Annotated in this window: 13 protein-coding genes; 11 read left to right on the plus strand and 2 right to left on the minus strand. The window is 49.1% G+C overall.

Annotation, left to right across the window (positions count from 1 at the left end):
- The first annotated feature begins 141 nt into the window (after positions 1 to 141).
- Entirely contained in the window at positions 142 to 564 is a 423-nt protein-coding gene (locus HJV72_RS11695) for an RrF2 family transcriptional regulator (RefSeq protein ID WP_208071188.1), read from the plus strand.
- A 50-nt stretch (positions 565 to 614) separates the two neighbouring features.
- A complete protein-coding gene (locus HJV72_RS11700; protein ID WP_208071190.1) occupies positions 615 to 818 on the plus strand; it encodes a hypothetical protein in 204 nt (67 codons plus the stop codon).
- Between the two features lie 288 nt (positions 819 to 1106).
- On the opposite strand, the gene HJV72_RS11705 is transcribed toward HJV72_RS11700, so the two are convergent.
- Positions 1107 to 1610: a GNAT family N-acetyltransferase gene (locus HJV72_RS11705; protein ID WP_208071192.1), complete on the minus strand. Its 504-nt coding sequence runs from the start codon at positions 1608 to 1610 to the stop codon at positions 1107 to 1109.
- A 169-nt stretch (positions 1611 to 1779) separates the two neighbouring features.
- Here HJV72_RS11705 and HJV72_RS11710 point away from each other — a divergent pair, with 169 nt between their 5' ends.
- The 3 genes from HJV72_RS11710 (at position 1780) to htpG (ending at position 8113) form a co-directional block, all read left to right on the plus strand.
- Entirely contained in the window at positions 1780 to 2484 is a 705-nt protein-coding gene (locus HJV72_RS11710; protein ID WP_208071194.1) for an ABC transporter ATP-binding protein, read from the plus strand.
- Between the two features lie 8 nt (positions 2485 to 2492).
- Complete coding sequence (locus HJV72_RS11715) at positions 2493 to 5897, plus strand: FtsX-like permease family protein (protein ID WP_208071196.1); 3405 nt, start codon at positions 2493 to 2495, stop codon at positions 5895 to 5897.
- Between the two features lie 149 nt (positions 5898 to 6046).
- The gene (gene htpG / locus HJV72_RS11720) at positions 6047 to 8113 is read left to right on the plus strand and encodes a molecular chaperone HtpG (protein WP_208071198.1); all 2067 of its coding nucleotides are present in this window, start codon (positions 6047 to 6049) and stop codon (positions 8111 to 8113) included.
- Between the two features lie 166 nt (positions 8114 to 8279).
- Here the strand turns inward: htpG and HJV72_RS11725 are convergent, their stop codons facing one another.
- Positions 8280 to 8762, minus strand: coding sequence for a DUF5721 family protein (locus HJV72_RS11725; RefSeq protein ID WP_208071199.1), 483 nt, complete (start codon positions 8760 to 8762; stop codon positions 8280 to 8282).
- 221 nt (positions 8763 to 8983) lie between these two features.
- On the opposite strand from HJV72_RS11725, the gene HJV72_RS11730 reads away from it, so the two are divergent.
- Genes HJV72_RS11730 through ligA form a run of 6 tightly spaced genes read left to right on the plus strand, consistent with a single transcriptional unit; the run spans position 8984 to position 15535 of the window.
- On the plus strand, positions 8984 to 9781 hold the full coding sequence (locus HJV72_RS11730) for an SGNH/GDSL hydrolase family protein (protein ID WP_330618971.1): 798 nt from the start codon (positions 8984 to 8986) through the stop codon (positions 9779 to 9781).
- Positions 9781 to 10275 carry a DUF4358 domain-containing protein gene (locus HJV72_RS11735; RefSeq protein WP_208071204.1) on the plus strand — a complete coding sequence of 165 codons (495 nt, stop codon included), beginning with the start codon at positions 9781 to 9783 and terminating at the stop codon, positions 10273 to 10275. Before HJV72_RS11730 ends, HJV72_RS11735 begins: the two co-directional genes overlap by 1 nt.
- A 17-nt stretch (positions 10276 to 10292) precedes the next feature.
- Positions 10293 to 11696, plus strand: coding sequence for an MBOAT family O-acyltransferase (locus tag HJV72_RS11740; RefSeq protein WP_208071206.1), 1404 nt, complete (start codon positions 10293 to 10295; stop codon positions 11694 to 11696).
- A 9-nt stretch (positions 11697 to 11705) separates the two neighbouring features.
- Positions 11706 to 12887 carry a DHHW family protein gene (locus HJV72_RS11745; RefSeq protein ID WP_208071208.1) on the plus strand — a complete coding sequence of 394 codons (1182 nt, stop codon included), beginning with the start codon at positions 11706 to 11708 and terminating at the stop codon, positions 12885 to 12887.
- Positions 12874 to 13617 carry a pseudouridine synthase gene (locus HJV72_RS11750; protein WP_208071210.1) on the plus strand — a complete coding sequence of 248 codons (744 nt, stop codon included), beginning with the start codon at positions 12874 to 12876 and terminating at the stop codon, positions 13615 to 13617. Before HJV72_RS11745 ends, HJV72_RS11750 begins: the two co-directional genes overlap by 14 nt.
- Positions 13589 to 15535 (plus strand): NAD-dependent DNA ligase LigA, encoded by a 1947-nt coding sequence (ligA, locus tag HJV72_RS11755; protein WP_208071254.1) that lies wholly within the window; start codon positions 13589 to 13591, stop codon positions 15533 to 15535. The genes HJV72_RS11750 and ligA overlap by 29 nt, the downstream gene beginning before the upstream one ends.
- Positions 15536 to 15545: the final 10 nt, after the last annotated feature.

The following is a 15545-nucleotide window of genomic DNA, read 5'->3' on the forward strand; positions in this document are numbered from 1 at the left end:
TCGGCTGCAACAGCGGGGGATGAGGAATTACCGCAAGCCCCGTCGGGGCGGTGGTTATGGGAACGCTGATTGGGATAGTGCTCGCGTATGGCTTTGGTGATACAAAGGATGAGGATGAGAGCAAAAGGAGTGGGAAATAAGATGACAAGCGAATTTGCAATTGCAGTGCATGGCCTTGTATATCTGCATCATAAGGGTACGGTGCTTTCCAGCGAAGAGCTGGCTGAAAATATCTGCACGAATCCGGCGCGGGTGAGGAAGGTGATGGCAAAGCTGAAGAAAAAAAATCTCGTGGAGACGAAAGAGGGAATCAAAGGCGGCTATCATATGGCGGCTGATGCACGAGATGTAACCTTACGGCATATATGCGACGCGCTGGAAGATGATATCGTGAAGGCATCCTGGAAGTCAGGAAGCTTTGATATGGACTGCATGATAGCGTCCGGCATGGCAGGAATGATGGACGGTATATACGGAGAGATGAATGAACGCTGCAAAAAGTATCTTGAGACGATTACGATAGCAGATGTAGAGAAAAAAGTAACCGGATGTCCGAAAAAATAGGAGTTTAAGTAATGTAGACGCCGATGGGGAGGTATGGGGCAGATGCTCCGATGCGTCCGGGAACTGCGACTATCACACAGATTCCTAAGCCTGTGGGGTGTTCGCCGATGGCGGCTCTCACCCCACAAGCCAAGGAATCTGGTGAGGATTCTCCGTCCCTTCCGCTTAGACCTGCGCATCTGTCCCATACCTCCCCATCGGCTATCTACTTTACTGGCACGGGCGAGGGCGGCTGTGTGATTCGTCTGGGCTAACAAAACTCTTATCATTCAACTGACGCAGCCAGCGTTCATCCGCTGGCCAGTAACGCCACACAGCCGTCCTCGCCCTTGTTAAGTAAAGTAGATAGCGGGCGGGGAGCCGGGTGGGAGATGCGCAGGTATAAGCGGAAGAGGCGTAGAATCCTTTCCGTAGCCCTTATCCTGCGGGATGTAAGCCGCTATCGGCGCACATGTCGGAGGGTTAGGGATACGTGAAATAGTCGGAGCCTCGTACGCATCGGAGCAGATGCCACCCGGCTCCCTGTCCGCCGCCTAATTTACTTACCCCCCCAATTGACAGGCAAGTATGTAGTCATCCATCACAAACCCATTCCCGATATCCGCCACCTGTTCATCTGTTATCTTAAACCCGAGATGGTCATAGACGGCAAGCGTGTTGGCATTGTGCTTATTACACGTGAGCCAGATTTTGGAGATGCCCCTGTCTTTACAGAGCTGCACGAGGTAACGGAACGCGTCCGAAGCCAGGTGCTGTCCACGGAATTCTTTCTTTATATAGAGCTTGCTCAGAAACAGCGCGCCGTCTTCTTCATGGATGCCCGTATAGCCCGCCATCGTGTGGGAGGCGTATATCTGGAAGTATTCATAACCGTTCTGGATCTGTTCTTTCAGCGCTGGAAAGGACTGGAACTTTTCGACCATATAGTCCACCTGCTCTTTTCCGATGATATCTGTAAAATGTTCGTGCCAGATTTCTTCTGCAAGCACGGCGATATCATGTATCTCACGGTCCGATCTGGCGGGGACAAATCTTGTCTGGTTCATTTTCTCACTCCTGTTTTTTTCTTTTTTGTCAACTTTAAATCAATAGTATCCATGTGTTATTATAAGTGATATAATAAAAACGGACAATAATGAATTTCATTTTTATATGGCAGAAGCAATACCTGAAAGGCTCTGCCTGTTAGTATACGGCATGTTTGGGAGGGCTTGTATGAGCGGTTTTGTGACGTTGGATGGCGTACGGAAAGTTTATCATATGGGAGAGGTAGAGATCGTGGCGGCCGACGGTATCGATTTCCAGATTGAAAAGGGCGAGTTTGCCGTAGTCGTGGGACCGAGCGGTGCGGGAAAGACAACGGTGCTGAATATACTTGGCGGGATGGATACTGCGACAGAAGGCAGTGTAGAAGTGGATGGAGCATGTATTTCCCAATATAGCCAGAAGCAGCTTACGGCTTACAGACGGGATGATATTGGATTCGTGTTCCAGTTCTATAACCTTATACCGAACCTCACAGCTCTTGAAAATGTGGAGCTGGCCCTTCAGATATGCAAGAATCCGATGGATGCGGAGGAAGTGCTCGTTGACGTCGGGCTCGGTGAACGGCTGTCCAACTTCCCGGCACAGCTCTCAGGCGGAGAACAGCAGAGGGTCTCCATAGCGAGGGCGCTTGCCAAGAATCCGAAGCTGCTGTTGTGCGATGAGCCGACCGGTGCCCTGGATTACAATACAGGCAAGTCGATACTTAAGCTATTGCAGGATACGTGCAGGGAGAAAGGGATGACGGTTATACTTATCACGCATAACCAGGCTATCACGCCGATGGCTGACCGTGTCATCAAGATAAAAAACGGAAGAGTGTCCAAGATGATTGAAAATGACAATCCTGTTTCAGTTGATTCTATAGAGTGGTAGGAGTTTAAATGGGGACAAAGGCAACACGAAAAGATTTTTATATGGAAATACGCAGAAGCCTCGGGCGCTTTCTTTCTATCTTCTTTATCGTAGCGCTTGGAGTTGCATTCTTTTCGGGGATCCGTTCTTCAGAGCCTGATATGCGGGCTACGGGGGACGCTTATTTTGATGGGGCAAAACTGATGGATATCAAGATGGTCAGTACGCTTGGAATTACTGCAGATGATATCCGAGCCATCGGAAAAGTAGACGGAGTTATAAAGGCGGAAGGCGGCTATAGTGCCGACTTTCTCTGTCAGGGCGAGGACAGGGAGATAGCGGTACATGTCATGTCCATGCTGCCGTCTATGAACAAAGTGACCGTGACAGAAGGGCGTCTGCCAACGAAGCCCGGAGAATGCCTGACCGATGATGAGATGCATTATAAAGTAGGGGATAAGATCGAGCTGAAGTCCGGTGACGAAAAGAAGGTCACGGATACGCTTACGACGGATACGCTGACCGTGGTCGGCACAGGTAACACGCCGTGTTATATTTCATTTGGCAGAGGGAATACGACCATCGGGACAGGAGCCTTAAGCGGATTTTTTGTCGTGACGGATTCCACATTTGACATGGATGTGTATACAGAAGCCTATGTCCAGGCGGAGGGAGCAAAGGGGCTGACTGCTTATACGGATGCGTATGAGGACAGGATAAAAGGGGTACAGGATAACATAGAGGCTATCACCGGCGAAAGAGGGCAAATCCGTAAGCAGGAATTGATTGCAGATGCAAATGAGGAGCTGGACAAGGCAAAGAAAGAATTGGATGACGGAAAAAAAGAGGCAGAGGAAGAACTGTCAGAGGCAGAGCAGACGCTCAAAGAAGGAGAGGAGCAGCTGGCAGATGCAAGAGAACAGATATCCGACGGGCGCACACAGATGGAGAAAGCCAGATCCACTTTACGTTCAAAGCAGAAAGAGCTGAACAATGCCAAGACAGAGTATGAATCCGGCAAAAAGCAGCTGGATGACGGGAAAGCTGCCTATGAACAAGGGATGGCGGACTTTGGCGTGCAGAAGGCGGCATTTGATAAGCAGAAGGCAAACGCTGAGGCACAGTTCGCACAGCAGAAGGAACAGCTTGACCAGTTAAATAACTTATGTAATCTTATGGCGGCGGATGTTGCCCAGAAAGAGGCGGAGCTTTCCGCGCTGGAGGAGCAGATAGTCCAGCTGCAGCAGCAGATAAGCGGGATGGATCCCGCGGATCCGCAGCTGCCGGATTTACAGGAGAAGATTAAGAATGCAATGGCGGATCGCGACAGACTGAGAGATTATGATCTTCCGGATGCGCGTGTAAAACTACAAGGTAACCAGGACCGCTATGATCAGTCTAAAAAGGCTTACGAAGCTGGCAAAGCCGGACTTGCCGCCGGCCAGCAGGAACTCGATGCCGGGGAGGCACAGCTGGCTGCCAGTAAGGCGGAGATGGATGCCAGCGAGGCACAGCTGGCTGCCGCCTGGAATCAGATACAGGACGGCCAGACACAGATAGACAGCGGATGGGCCGAACTTGCGAAGCAGGAGGACACCCTCGACGAGGCGGAGGCTGAGATTACAGCGAGCGAGACCAAGCTTATAGACGGCAGGAAGGAATATGAGGAAGCGAAGGCCGAGGCCCAGCAGAAGATTACGGACGGAGAACAGAAGATTGCGGATGCCGAAGAGGAGACAGGGAAGATCAAGAACCCGAAGTGGTATGTGTACGACCGGAGTGTGCTGACGGAATATACGGGATACGGGGACAACGCGGACCGTATGCGGGCCATCGGGAAAGTATTTCCGGTATTGTTTTTCCTTGTTGCGGCGCTTATCAGCCTTACGAGCATGACACGCATGGTGGAGGAGCAGCGCACGGAGATTGGAACGATGAAAGCGCTCGGCTATCATAAGCTGACCATCGCGTCCAAATATCTTGGCTATGCGCTGCTCGCCACGCTCGGAGGGAGCATCTTCGGTGTGCTGTTTGGCGAGAAGGTGCTGCCTTACATCATAATCTATGCCTACGGAATCATGTACCATCATATACCAGACATCCTTACGCCGTACAACCTGACCTATGCCGCGGCGGCTACGCTGGCGGCGCTCGCCTGCACGATGGGTGCCACGCTCGCCGCCTGCTATAAGGAATTGGCGGCACAGCCGGCGGTACTTATGAGGCCCCCCGCGCCGAAGAATGGGAAACGGGTATTTCTGGAACGGGTGGCGTTCATATGGAAACGGCTGAGCTTCACGTGGAAGTCTACGGTGCGTAACCTGATGCGGTATAAGAAGCGGTTTTTCATGACAGTATTCGGTATCGGAGGGTGCATGGCCCTTATGCTTGTCGGCTTCGGCATCAAAGATTCCGTATTTGCCATCTCAGAGCTGCAGTACAGCCAGATACAGGTGTATGACGGAATGGCCTATCTCGAAGAGGATATATCAGAAGAAAAACAGCAGGAAACGGCGGACTTTATGAAGCACGATTCTGACGTGGAACAGTGCACGGAAGTGAATATGCGGAATGTAACGCTCTTAAATGGTAGCCGGGAACGGGACGCATATGAATGCGTACCGAAGTCTGTAAAAGACATATCCAGCTTCATCAATTTCAGAGACCGCAGGAGCCATGACAAATACAAGCTTACTGACAAGGGTGCAATCATCAGCGAGAAGACTGCCAAGCTTCTGGACGTCAAAGTGGGTGATACGATTTATATCAAGGATGAAGAGGAAGGCAACCGTCCGGTGAAGATTGCGTCCATCTGTGAGAACTATATGGGACACTACCTCTATCTCACACCCGGGCTGTATGAGGAGGTATATGGTGAAAAGGCAGAGTATAACTGTTATTTCTTCAAGGCAGAGGACTCTTCCAGGAGCGCCCTTGAGAAGACAGGACAGAAGATACTCAAGCAGGACGGCGTGCTGAGCATCAGCTATCTGCGTGACATACAGAAGCAGCTGGATGATATGCTCAGGAGCCTGAACCTTGTCATCGTCGTATTGATCGTATCGGCAGGGATGCTCGCTTTTGTCGTTCTCTATAACCTGAATAACATCAATATAACGGAGAGGCAGAGAGAACTTGCCACGATCAAGGTACTTGGCTTCTATGACCCTGAGGTGGCGGCTTATGTATACCGCGAGAATGTCATACTGACGTTTATCGGCGCCGGGGCCGGCATGATTATGGGAAGGCTGCTCCATCTATTTATTATCAGGACGGTAGAAGTTGATGCGGCGATGTTCGGCAGAAACATCAATTTCCCAAGCTATATATACAGCCTTCTGTTTACGGTAGCCTTTTCCGCGTTCGTCAACTGGGTCATGTATTTTAAACTGAAAAGAATCGATATGGTAGAGTCATTAAAGAGCATAGAATAAAGAAAATGACACGATTGTTAGCACTCTTTTTGAAAGAGTGCTAATTTTCTATTGACTTTTAAAAAACACCGTATTATTATTACTGTTAGACAGAAAAAAATGGCGATTTCAGCCGGAACATTTAATATTAGAACATAGGAGTGATATATATGGCAGGAAAAAAAGGAAACTTATCTATCAGCAGTGAGAATATATTCCCGATTATAAAAAAATGGGTATATTCAGATCATGATATTTTTGTGCGTGAAATGGTATCTAATGGATGTGATGCCATAACAAAGCTTAAAAAGCTTGATATGATGGGAGAGTATCAGCTACCTGACGATTATAAGCCATCTATCCAGGTCATCGTAAATCCAAAGGAAAAGACACTGAAGTTTATCGATAATGGTGTCGGCATGACTGCGGATGAAGTAGAAGAATACATTACGCAGATTGCATTTTCCGGAGCGACTGAATTCCTTGAAAAGTACAAGGATAAGACGACAGAGGATGACATGATCGGGCACTTCGGACTTGGATTTTATTCTGCGTTCATGGTGGCCGATGAAGTGCATATCGACACGCTATCATATAAGGACGGCGCGGCTCCGGTACACTGGGTCAGCGAAGGCGGGACAGAGTACGAGATGGAAGACGGCACAAAAGAAGGTGTCGGCACGGAGATTACGCTGTGCCTGAATGAAGACAGCGTAGAATTTGCCAATGAGTACCGGGTTAGAGAAGTCATCGAGAAGTATTGCTCTTTCATGCCGGTAGAGATCTTCCTTTCTAATGAAGACGCAGAACAGGAATATGAGACGATAGATGAGGCGGATCTTACAGAGGATGACGTTGTCGTCGAGCACATCCATGAAGAAGCCAAGATGGAAGAGAAGGAGAATGAAAACGGCGAGAAAGAGATGGTTGAGGTATCACCTGCAAAAGAGAAGGTGAAGATCAACAAGCGTCCGGTTTCCCTGAGCGATATCCATCCGCTCTGGACAAAGCATCCGAATGAGTGCGAGAAAGAGGATTACCTGGAATTCTACCGCAAGGTGTTTATGGATTATAAGGAGCCTTTGTTCTGGATCCACCTGAATATGGACTACCCGTTCAACCTGAAAGGAATTCTTTATTTCCCGAGAATCAATACAGAGTATGATTCCATCGAAGGCACGATCAAGCTGTACAACAACCAGGTGTTTATCGCCGATAATATCAAAGAAGTGATTCCGGAATTCCTTATGGTGTTAAAGGGAGTCATCGACTGTCCGGACCTTCCGCTCAACGTATCAAGAAGCGCGCTGCAGAATGACGGCTTTGTCAATAAGATTGCAGACTATATTTCCAAAAAAGTGGCCGACAAGCTGAATGGGATGTGCAAGACACAGAAGGAAGAGTACGAGAAGTGCTGGGATAATATCAGCCCGTTCGTGAAGTTTGGCTGCCTGAAGGACGAGAAGTTCTGCGATAAGATGAAAGATTCTATCTTATTCAAGAACATTGACCACAAATATCTGACGCTGAAAGAATGTGCCGAGGCAAACGGCGGTTCGCTGGAAGAGCCGAAGGAGAAGGAAGACGATGGCGCGGAAGGTACAGAAGGAACAGAAGCAGAAAAAGAGAAGACGACCATCTACTATGTGACAGACGAGCAGCAGCAGAGCCAGTACATCAACCTGTTCAAGTCACAGGGACAGGACGCGGTCATCCTGAACCACAACATCGATTCCGCATTCATCACCCAGATGGAGCAGCGCAACCCGAACCTGAGCTTCCAGCGTATCGACGCTGACCTGACTGACTCGGCCAAAGAAGAAGTCGCTGAGGAAGAGAAGGAAGAATTCCAGAAGACGGCGGACAGCCTTGTAGAGATATTCCGCAAGGAGCTTGGCAATGATAAGCTGGATGTGAAAGTAGAGAAGTTAAAAGATGACAATACGGCAGCCATAATCACGCTGTCCGAACAGAACCGCCGTATGCAGGAGATGATGAAGATGTACGGTATGGCAGGCATGGATGCCGGAATGTTCGGTGGAGAAAGCACGCTCATACTCAATGCAAACCATCCGCTGGTGAAATTCGTCGTAGAGCACAAGCGTGCCAAGAGCGTACCGGTCATCTGCAAACAGCTGTATGATCTGGCTATGCTGGCACATAAGCCGCTGAGCCCGGAAGAGATGACGGCATTCATGCAGAGAAGTAATGAGATTATGATGCTTTTGACTAAATAAGAAGCAGCCTGGTGTCTGCGCCGGAAGTAAAGCCGGAGGCAGGCAGCAAGACCTCTGAAGAGAGAAATCTGGAAGGACTCCTCTCCTCAGAGGTCTTTTCGAATGCTCACAAGGTATTGCTGCCCGTCCGGTGCCGACCGTCCATCACCTCTGGTATGCCGGATACCTACCGGCATGACTCAAATGCAATTCCCGCATTCGCGTAGAATGTCTGCACCCATCGGTCCCAGGCTTCATCCAGCGACTTGTCCATTGTGAAGGTATGCATAGAAGTGCCTGTCACGCAGGCCAGGTGGGTACCGTCATATCTCAGGTTCATATACAGGCCCTGGATTTCTTCCGGACGGTAGCGAAGGCCGCCCTGTTCCAGAAAGCCGATGATATCTTCTCTGCTGAGGGAAAGGATAAACTTGAAGCCAAGAGGGGTACGTTTCCCTTTGATAATAGACAGGCAGTGGCTCCGCAATTCGCTCCACAGAGAATATTCCCTGTCAGGAGCTTCCTCATAGAAATCCTTGTGGATATATCCGTCAATCGTAAATTTGTTATATGTCGTGATTTCGCCCTCTATCAGGGAAAGAGAATCGAAAGTGTCCTTTAACAGCAGATGGGACATGCAGGCCTTTGTGTCTGGTGTCAATGTAATCATGGATAGCGCTCCTTTGTATTTTATGTCCGTAAGTTGTATGAATCGGGCATCTCTAAACCCTCCGGCAGCATGCGGACAGTAATATTATATCAATTCCTGTCTGAGAATGCATTATAAGTTTGACTTTTACAGATGAAAACATTACAATAACCATGTATGTTCAGACGTGTGCAGCAATGCAGGCTATCAGAAGATTCTGCACGAAGGAGAAATCGGTTATCGTGAAAGATGAAAACAGAAAGAAATGGAGCAAGGGGGAAGAACAGGACAAGATATTGCGCATGGCGGTTATCGTTGTCGTTGTTCTTTTAATTATAGGTGGTATTATCGTCGCTGTAAAGCTTCTGAATCCCCGCGTAGATATTACAGAGGGCACAAAGAAGCTGAAGGAGCTGGGGCAGGCGGATCTAAAGGCGGCGGAAAGCAAGATAGAAGAATTGGAAGAGGCGGAACGTGCGGCTGACGAGGAACGGAAGAGCCGTCCTGTCAATGAACGGTTTGCCAACTGTCTTGTACTGGGCGATTCCATTACGCAGGGGCTCTATGAATTTGGAATTATGGACCAATCGCTCGTCATTGCGGAAAAGGGAGCGGAAGTGACGAGACCGGAGGAGACGGGCACGATGGGCATGATTCAAAAAGCAGAGGCGGCCAGTCCGAAATGCCTGTTCCTTACATTCGGCATGAATGATGTGGAGGCTGCCAGAGGAGATGCCACGGTATTTGCGGAAGGCTATGGCAGGTTGCTCGATGAGATCAGGTCCTCCATGCCGGATACGAAGGTGTATGTCAACTGCGTCCTGCCGGCGGACAAGCAGGCCATAGAAACGAACGCATGGTATGGCAATATACCTCAATATAATGAGAAGCTGAAAGAGCTGTGTGAAGAGAAGGATGTCATCTTTATCGATAACACAGGTCTCGTGAAAGAGGAATATTATGCAGACGATGGTATCCATCAGGCACCGGACTATTATCCGGGATGGGTGGAGAACATGGCGGAGGCGGCGGAATTATAATGAAAAGCAGGAAAAATAGTACGATAGACATCATCAACATATTAAAATACTTTCTCGTGCTTGTGCTGGCAGCCTATGTCATCCTGCTGATTTCCAGTGAGGGTGGGACGGACACGCCGATAAAGACGGTGAACGAGAATATCCTCTCGGTTATGGGGACGGATGGGATGAAAAAGGGGACGACCCAGGACCTGAAGAAGTATTACGGCCTGAATGCGGATGACTACAAAGGCGTGACGCTTTATATTCCCGACGATGTCATGGGAGTCAATGAACTGCTCATCGTGCGGCTTGCGGATGCAAGCCAGGCCGAAAGTGTGGAAAAGGCAGCCCAGGCAAGGCTTGATACACAGAAGGAAAGCTTCGAGGGGTATGGAGCGGCGCAGACGAAGCTGATCAGATCGGCGGTGCTGGAGAGCAGAGGGGACTATGTACTGCTGGCGGTGACGAAGAAGGCAGATGCAGTACAGGCGGCTTACAGAAAGAGTTTATAGAAAAGGATATAAGGATAATGCTATTTAGCAGTATTGTATTTTTATTTACGTTTTTACCAATTATATTGATCCTATATTATATCGTGCCGCGGCCATTTAAGAATCCGGTGCTTCTTGCAGGCAGCCTGATTTTTTACGCCTGGGGAGAGCCGGTCTATATCTTCCTCATGATACTGTCTATCCTGTTCAACTATATCAGCGGGCTGGATATAGCAAGGCACCTGGGACACGGGCATAAGGCACGACAGAGCCTGATTTTTAACGTCGTCGTGAACTTATGTATCCTTGGCTTTTTCAAGTACGAGGGGTTTGTTCTGGACAGCATCAATGCGGTGCTTCCGGTGAACATCCCGTACCGGGAGCTGGCGCTTCCCATCGGGATATCCTTTTACACGTTCCAGACCTTGTCTTATATCATCGATGTGTACAGAGGGAATGTGAGGGTACAGAGAAATCTGCTGGACTTTGCCCTGTATGTGAGCATGTTTCCGCAGCTGATTGCAGGACCGATTGTCAAGTACGCAGATATACAGCGGCAGCTCCGTATCCGCCAGGAATCCTGGGCCAGATTCGGAGATGGAGCGCTCTTTTTCATACGGGGACTTTCCAAGAAGGTGCTGATTGCCAATACGACCGGTATGGTATTTACGAAAGTGACAGAACTGGGGGTGGCTCAGACTTCGACGCTTACCGCATGGATTGGGTGCGCGGCCTACACGTTCCAGATCTATTTTGACTTCAGCGGCTACTCCGATATGGCTGTCGGCCTCGGCAAGATGTTCGGATTCCAGTTTTTGAAGAATTTTGACTATCCCTATATATCAAAGAGCATTACGGAATTTTGGCGGAGATGGCATATATCACTGAGCTCATGGTTCAGAGAGTACGTATATATACCTTTGGGCGGAAACCGCGTCAGTGTGGTGAAACATGCGCGCAACATACTGGTCGTGTGGCTGCTTACCGGGCTCTGGCACGGCGCGAGCTGGAATTTTGTCATGTGGGGCCTGTATTACGGCATCCTGCTGCTCATTGAGAAATATGCCCTGGGCCGGGTGCTGGACAGGATACCAGGTATTCTGAGACATGTCTACTGCCTCTTGCTTGTCATGGTCGGATGGGTATTTTTCTTCAGTCCGACGCTTGGACACGCGGTACAGTATCTCAAGCTCATGTTCGGGGGAGGAAGCGGAATCGTGGATAGAGAAGGGCTTTATCTGCTGGTGACGAACCTTGTGCTCTGGGCTGCAGCGCTCGTAGGTTCCACACCGGCCGTCCATACCTTGTATGAACGTGTGATATACAGAGACGGTAAGAACAAGGCGGCAATCAACTTTGCCGTGTACGGAGTCCTGTTCCTGTTATGCATCGCATATCTCGTGACGGAGACATATAACCCATTTTTATATTTTAGATTCTAGGAGCAGGCCATGAAGCGGAAATCAGACAGAAGAAAAAGAAAAGTGCAGATAAAGAAAACGGCTGCTCTGCTGTTCCTCGGCATGCTTGCAGCCGTCTGCCTCGTCAATCTCATACACAGTGATAAAGAGTTTTCAGACAGGGAAAACCGTATGCTGGAGCAGAAGCCTTCACTGACTGTCACCGGCGTCACAAGCGGCCGTTATATGAAGCAGTACGAATCATATAAGTCGGACCAGTTTGCGGCTAGAAACCTCTGGGTGGCATTGAAGACCAATACGGACCTTCTGATGGGAAAGCGGGACTCCAACGGCGTGTTTAAGGGGAAGGACAGCTATCTGCTGGAAGACATCGCAAAGCCGGACGAGGACCAGATGAAAGAGAACATCGAGGCAATCAAAGCGTTCGAGGAATCATATGTAGATATCCCTGTCTACTTTGCGCTCGTTCCCAATGCAGCCAATATCATGTCCGGCAAGCTGCCGGGCCTGGCGGAGACGGAAGACCAGGGCAGGCAGTTTGAAAGCATAAGAAAAGAACTGGGAGAAGAAGTCAGCTGGGTCGATGTCCAGACGACGCTGAAGAAGCACAAGGATGAGAATATATATTACCGCACGGACCACCACTGGACGACACTTGGTGCAAGCTATGCATATGCAGAACTTGCGGAAGCGATGGGGCTTGACACGGCGAACGGTCCAAAATGGGAGCGGTATGCGGTGAGCAATGATTTTAACGGCACCTTGTCTGCGACGAGCGGATATGAGCAGGGATACCGGGAGCCTATCTACATCTATGCGCCTGAAAAGGGGGAGAAATCGCCCGATGTTATGGTCAGCTATGTAGATGAGCAGAGAAAGTCGGCAAGCCTTTACGACTCCTCAAAGCTAAAAGAGAAGGATCAGTATGCACTGTTCCTTGGAGGCAATTATTCGATGATTGATATCAAGACGACTGCAGATACGCCAAACAGGCTGCTGCTTATTAAGGATTCTTACGCGAATTGTCTTGTCCCCTTCCTGACTCCATTCTTCCGGGAGATTATAATTATTGATCCAAGATATTATTATGGGGATATTCATCAGGTTATGGAAGAGAATAATATCACGAGCGTTTTATTTTTGTATAATGGAAACACATTTGTAAAAGATAACAGTATAAGCGGAGTGCTGAAGAATAATGAGACTGAATAAGTTTATAAGTGAGGCGGGCGTCTGTTCCAGACGTGAGGCCGACAGGCTGATTGAGGCAGGACGTGTGACGGTGGACGGTAAGAAGGCAGTGACCGGCATGCAGGTGGATTCCTCCCATGAAGTACGGGTAGGCAAGAGACTCATAAGAGGCAAAGACGAAAAGATAGTGCTGGCGGTGCATAAGCCCGCCGGTATCGTGTGTACGGAAGACAAGCGGGTAAAGAACAATATTATCCGCTTTTTAAAATATCCGGAGCGTATTACGTACGCGGGAAGGCTGGACAAAGACTCCGAGGGGCTTCTCATCATGACGAACGACGGCGGGCTTATCAACGGCATGATGCGTTCCAGGTACGGGCATGAGAAGGAATACAAAGTGTGGGTGGACAGACCCGTGACAGAAGAATTCATAAGCAGGATGTCTTCAGGCGTAAGGATTACAGACAGAGAGAAAGGCCTTGATGAGACCACCAGGCCGTGCAGGGCGCAAAAGTGCGGGACTTATGTATTCACTGTCATATTGACCCAGGGGCTGAACCGGCAGATTAGAAGAATGTGTGACGCGCTCGGATATAAGGTGAAGCGGCTGGTTAGAATACGGATTATGAATATTGAACTGGGGAATCTAAAACCTGGTGCTTATCGAAAACTGACAGAGCAGGAGTTAATGGAATTATATGAGCAGACAGAAAAAGGAAAGAATGCAGGAACTGGTAGAACAGCTGAATAAGGCGGGAAAAGCATATTATCAGGACGCAGAAGAAATCATGAGCAATTATGAATATGACAGGCTGTATGACGAACTGCTGTCTTTGGAGAAAGAGCTTGGCATTACTCTTTCAGGCAGTCCTACCGCTCATGTCGGTTATGAGGTGCAAAGCGAGCTGCCGAAAGAGCGGCACGACAGTCCGATGCTGTCACTGGACAAGACGAAAGACGTAGAGGAGCTCAAAAAGTTTGCCGGAGACCAGAAGGTGATGATGTCATGGAAGCTGGACGGCCTGACGATCGTGCTTACGTACCGGGACGGGGAGTTATATAAAGCAGTTACGAGAGGCAACGGTGAAGTCGGTGAAGTCATCACGAACAACGCCAGAGTATTCAAGAACATCCCAATCCAGATAGCTTATAAAGGGGAGCTGATTCTGAGGGGCGAAGCGGTGATAGGATATAAGGATTTTGCAAGAATCAACAAAGAGATAGAGGATGCCGACGCAAGATATAAGAATCCCCGCAACCTTTGCAGCGGCTCTGTACGCCAGCTGAACAATGAGATTACGGCCAGGCGCAATGTCAGGTTCTATGCGTTTACGCTCGTACAGGCAGAGGGGGTCGATTTTCGCAATTCGAGAGTCTGTCAGATGGAATGGCTGAAGGGACAGGGATTTGAAGTAGTAGAATATCACGTAGTTACCAAGGATACGCTGGAGGAAGAAGTTATTAAATTTTCGGAAAAAATAGCCGGAAACGATTTCCCATCGGACGGACTTGTGTTAGTATATGATGATGTGGAATACGGCCGGTCGCTGGGAAGAACTTCCAAGTTTCCAAGAGACTCGTTTGCTTTCAAATGGGCGGACGAGACGAAGGAGACGAAGCTGCTTGAGATAGAGTGGAGCCCGTCCAGGACAGGGCTGATTAATCCGGTCGCCATATTTGAGCCGGTAGAGCTTGAAGGCACTACGGTCAGCAGAGCCAGCGTCCATAACTTAAGCATAATGGAGGAGCTGGAGCTTGGCGTCGGCGATGAGATAGAAGTATACAAGGCCAACATGATTATCCCGCAGATAGCCGAGAACCTGACGAGAAGCGGCGTAACAGACATTCCTGCGCACTGTCCGGTGTGCGGTGGTGATACGGAGGTGAAGCAGGTCAGCAATGCCAGGGCATTGTACTGTGTGAATCCGGAATGCCAGGCAAAGCATCTGAAGTCGTTTGCCCTTTTTGTAAGCAGGGATGCCCTGAATATTGAAGGATTATCTGAAGCAACACTGGAAAAATTCATCGTGAAGGGGTATATTAAAGAGTATGCAGATATATTTCATCTTGACCGTCACCAGGAAGAGATCCAGACGATGGAGGGGTTCGGGGAGAAATCCTATCGCAATCTAATCGAGAGCATAGAGAAAGCAAGGACAACGACACTGCCCAGGGTCATCTATGGGCTTGGGATAGCCAATATCGGTCTAGCCAATGCCAAGATGATATGCAGGGAATTCGGCTATGATATTGATAAGATGCTTCTTGCCGGCGTGGAAGAGCTCAGCGCGATACAGGGCGTGGGAGGCGTAATAGCCGGGGCCTTCGTAGAATACTTCTCGGATGAGAAGCATGTGCGTATATTCCGCGAACTTCTGGAAGAGCTGACCATACCTGAAGAGGAGATGAAGCAGCAGGAACAGAGATTTACAGGCGTTAACTTTGTAATAACCGGAAGTGTGGAACACTTCGCTAACCGGGGAGAGGTAAAGGAACTCATAGAAAGCCTTGGCGGAAAAGTGACAGGTTCCGTGACTTCCAAGACAAATTACCTCATAAATAATGATGTGGCATCCACATCATCCAAGAATAAGAAAGCCAATGAACTGGGGATTCCCATCATATCTGAAAAAGATTTCCTGGAAATGCTCGGTGATAGTCAGGGCTGACAGAAAGAAG

The organism is Extibacter sp. GGCC_0201, assembly GCF_017566055.1.
Classification (GTDB): Bacteria; Bacillota; Clostridia; order Lachnospirales; family Lachnospiraceae; genus Extibacter.

Bases quoted from the DNA above. Each gene is read 5' to 3' on its own strand.
- HJV72_RS11725 (WP_208071199.1), bottom strand. From the start codon at position 8,762: ATGATTACATTGACACCAGACACAAAGGCCTGCATGTCCCATCTGCTG.
- HJV72_RS11695 (WP_208071188.1), top strand. From the start codon at position 142: ATGACAAGCGAATTTGCAATTGCAGTGCATGGCCTTGTATATCTGCAT.
- HJV72_RS11715 (WP_208071196.1), top strand. From the start codon at position 2,493: ATGGGGACAAAGGCAACACGAAAAGATTTTTATATGGAAATACGCAGA.
- HJV72_RS11700 (WP_208071190.1), top strand. From the start codon at position 615: ATGCGTCCGGGAACTGCGACTATCACACAGATTCCTAAGCCTGTGGGG.
- ligA (WP_208071254.1), top strand. From the start codon at position 13,589: ATGCAGGAACTGGTAGAACAGCTGAATAAGGCGGGAAAAGCATATTAT.
- htpG (WP_208071198.1), top strand. From the start codon at position 6,047: ATGGCAGGAAAAAAAGGAAACTTATCTATCAGCAGTGAGAATATATTC.
- HJV72_RS11710 (WP_208071194.1), top strand. From the start codon at position 1,780: ATGAGCGGTTTTGTGACGTTGGATGGCGTACGGAAAGTTTATCATATG.
- HJV72_RS11705 (WP_208071192.1), bottom strand. From the start codon at position 1,610: ATGAACCAGACAAGATTTGTCCCCGCCAGATCGGACCGTGAGATACAT.
- HJV72_RS11740 (WP_208071206.1), top strand. From the start codon at position 10,293: ATGCTATTTAGCAGTATTGTATTTTTATTTACGTTTTTACCAATTATA.
- HJV72_RS11745 (WP_208071208.1), top strand. From the start codon at position 11,706: ATGAAGCGGAAATCAGACAGAAGAAAAAGAAAAGTGCAGATAAAGAAA.
- HJV72_RS11735 (WP_208071204.1), top strand. From the start codon at position 9,781: ATGAAAAGCAGGAAAAATAGTACGATAGACATCATCAACATATTAAAA.
- HJV72_RS11750 (WP_208071210.1), top strand. From the start codon at position 12,874: ATGAGACTGAATAAGTTTATAAGTGAGGCGGGCGTCTGTTCCAGACGT.